2 protein-coding genes are annotated in these 1,514 nt (G+C 65.7%); both read right to left on the bottom strand.

Translation table 11 applies throughout. From position 1 onward, the window contains the following. Positions 1-267: RICIN domain-containing protein (locus tag WH85_RS46030; protein ID WP_045748555.1), on the bottom strand; the 267-nt coding region annotated here is incomplete at its 3' end. Then, positions 264-1,514: pectinesterase family protein (locus WH85_RS46025; protein ID WP_052721340.1), on the bottom strand; the 1,251-nt coding region annotated here is incomplete at its 5' end. The genes WH85_RS46030 and WH85_RS46025, both read right to left, overlap by 4 nt.

Genomic DNA, 1,514 nt, shown 5'->3' with positions numbered 1-1,514 from the left:
CTGATAACTGGAACCGACGGCTTTCAGGGTGAACTGCTGCCACTTCGCGCCCGCCGTGCAGCCCCACTGCTGCAACAGGGCACCGTTCGCCGTCGACGCGCTCGGCACGTCGACACACATGCCGCTCTTCGTCACCACCAACTGATAGTCGGCGCCCGCGGCGGGCAACGCCGCCTGCGCGGGAAGGGCGGTGAGCCCGACCACCGCCACCGGGGTGGCCACGATCAGTGTGCTCAGCGCGTACCACCAAGAGGTCTTGATTTTCACAGCGGGTTCCACCCATCGGTGCCGGCGAGGTATTTCTGCGGGGTGTAGTTCGCGGCCGTGGCATCGCTCATCTGCGGCCGGTTGCTGTTGGTGGTCGCGCCCGAACCGGTGTTCTTGTATTCGAAGAACCGGGCGTTCTTCCACGAGTTGCTGGACATGTCGGTCCACGGCTGGGCGGTCGCGATCGTGGCGCTCAGGCTCGACTCGCGATAGAGGACCTGCGCGGCGGCACCCCACGGGCGGCCGAGTCCGGTCACGTTGTTCGCCGCGCCGGTGATCGTGCATTTGTAGAACAGGATTCCGTACGTCTTCGCGGCATCGGTGTTCGCCGCGGTGATCGGGCCGCCGGTGCTGCGTTTCTCGTAGATCGAGCTGGCGTTGAACACCACCGTCGCGCCGCCGAAGATGAAGTCGACGGTGCCCTCGACGTACGAGTTGGTGATGTACGCCCGGTAGTTGTTGACCAGCAGGGTGTCCTGGTTGCCGAGGAACCGGACGTTGGTGAACACCGACCGGTCGGCGTTGAGGTTCGCGGCGACCGCCTGGCTGCCCTCGCCGTAGTCGTTCGACATGGTCAGGTTCGCCGCGGCGAAGTCGTGGCCGTTGACGAAGACCGTGGCGCTGCCGGAGGTGCCGTACCCGCCGGCTGAGCTGTGGTTGTTCACGATCACGACGCCGCCGGCGGTGGATCCGGCGCCCTGCAGCGTCACGTACGGCTTGGTCGTCGGGATCGTGACGATCTCGCGGTACGTGCCGGCTTTGATCGTGATGACCTGCCGGGTGGTGTTGTTCGCCGGTACCGCGTCGACGGCCGCCTGAATGGTCCGGTAGGTGCCGGTGCCGTCCGCGGTGACCGTGCACGGGCAGGTGGCGCCCCCGCCGGTGCCGGATGCGGGATTGAACGCCCACTGTTTGTTGGTGTTGGCGGTGCAGGTCTCCTGGATGATCGCGCCGCCGGACGCGGTGGACGCGTCCTTGTCGCTCATGCACAACCCGCTGTTGACGTTCACGATCTGGAACGTGTTCGTGCCGCTCGCGACCAGCGTCCACAACTGATTGTTCTGACTGGCGACACAGCCGTACTGCTGCAACTGCACGCCGGAGGTCGTCGACCAGTCCGGCACGTCGATGCACTTACCGCTGTTCACATTCACCAGCTGATAACTGGAACCGACGGCTTTCAGGGTGAACTGCTGCCACTTCGCGCCCGCCGTGCAGCCCCACTGCTGCAACAGGGCACCGTTCGC

It is taken from the genome of Actinoplanes rectilineatus, assembly GCF_000962825.1.
GTDB classification, from domain to species: Bacteria; Actinomycetota; Actinomycetes; order Mycobacteriales; family Micromonosporaceae; genus Actinoplanes; species Actinoplanes rectilineatus.
The sequence above is the reverse complement of the archived record's forward strand: the minus strand, read 5'-3'. Positions and strand labels throughout refer to the sequence as shown.